Genomic DNA, 1,747 nt, shown 5'->3' with positions numbered 1-1,747 from the left:
TATCAAACAATTTATGTAGGTACTTCGTAGAAAAGCATCTTAATTATTACGTATTAAATAAGGAGGTGATCCAACCGCAGGTTCCCCTACGGTTACCTTGTTACGACTTCACCCCAGTCATGAACCACAAAGTGGTAAGCGCTCTCCTAAGGAAGGTTAAGCTACTCACTTCTTTTGCAATCCACTTCCATGGTGTGACGGGCGGTGTGTACAAGGCCCGGGAACGTATTCACCGTAGCGTTCTGATCTACGATTACTAGCGATTCCGACTTCATGGAGTCGAGTTGCAGACTCCAATCCGGACTAAGACGAATTTTATGAGATTTGCTTACTCTCGCGAGATTGCTTCCCTTTGTATACGCCATTGTAGCACGTGTGTAGCCCTACTCATAAGGGCCATGATGACTTGACGTCATCCCCACCTTCCTCCGGCTTATCACCGGCAGTCTCCTTTGAGTTCCCGACTAATTCGCTGGCAACAAAGGATAAGGGTTGCGCTCGTTGCGGGACTTAACCCAACATTTCACAACACGAGCTGACGACAGCCATGCAGCACCTGTCTCAGCATTCCCGAAGGTACCAAGGCATCTCTGCCAAGTTCGCTGGATGTCAAGAGTAGGTAAGGTTTTTCGCGTTGCATCGAATTAAACCACATGCTCCACCGCTTGTGCGGGCCCCCGTCAATTCATTTGAGTTTTAACCTTGCGGTCGTACTCCCCAGGCGGTCGACTTAACGCGTTAGCTACGGAAGTTATGTCTCAAGGACACGGCTTCCAAGTCGACATCGTTTACGGCATGGACTACCAGGGTATCTAATCCTGTTTGCTCCCCATGCTTTCGCACCTGAGTGTCAGTATTCATCCAGAGAGCCGCCTTCGCCACTGGTATTCCTCCAGATCTCTACGCATTTCACCGCTACACCTGGAATTCTGCTCTCCTCTATGAAACTCAAGTTCATCAGTTTCAAATGCAGTTCCTAGGTTAAGCCCAGGGATTTCACATCTGACTTAATAAACCACCTACGTGCGCTTTACGCCCAGTAATTCCGATTAACGCTTGCACCCTCCGTATTACCGCGGCTGCTGGCACGGAGTTAGCCGGTGCTTCTTCTTTAGGTAACGTCAATCAATATAGGTTTTAGCTATATTGCCTTCTTCCCTACTGAAAGTACTTTACAACCCGAAGGCCTTCTTCATACACGCGGCATAGCTGCATCAGGCTTTCGCCCATTGTGCAATATTCCCCACTGCTGCCTCCCGTAGGAGTCTGGACCGTATCTCAGTTCCAGTGTGGCTGGTCATCCTCTCAGACCAGCTAGGGATCGTTGCCTAGGTGAGCCATTACCACACCTACTAGCTAATCCCATCTGGGTTCATCCAATGACATGAGGCCTAAAAGGTCCCCCACTTTGGTTTTTTACAACTTTATGCGGTATTAGCCATCGTTTCCAATGGTTATCCCCCTTCATTGGGCAGATCCCCAGATATTACTCACCCGTCCGCCACTCGTCACCAAAAGAGTAAACTCTTTCGTGTTACCGTTCGACTTGCATGTGTTAAGCTTGCCGCCAGCGTTCAATCTGAGCCATGATCAAACTCTTCAATTAGAATCTCTAAAATTTGTTTCTACAGATTAAACTACGCAATAAATTACGTGTTTATTCGATAGATATTTATAGTCTTATGATTAAAAATCGTTGACACTAAATCTACGAATACCCACATAGATTGTCTGATAAATTTTTAAA

General features: G+C 46.9%; 1 rRNA gene. It reads right to left on the bottom strand.

The window, feature by feature from the left end:
- Positions 1-58: 58 nt before the first annotated feature.
- A 16S ribosomal RNA gene (locus tag CRV10_RS03700) occupies positions 59-1,606 on the bottom strand.
- Positions 1,607-1,747: the final 141 nt, after the last annotated feature.

It is taken from the genome of Candidatus Pantoea edessiphila (assembly GCF_002933355.1).
Taxonomy (GTDB): domain Bacteria; phylum Pseudomonadota; class Gammaproteobacteria; order Enterobacterales; family Enterobacteriaceae; genus Pantoea_C; species Pantoea_C edessiphila.
Note: the sequence above shows the minus strand (reverse complement) of the source record. Positions and strands in the feature narration are given on the sequence as shown.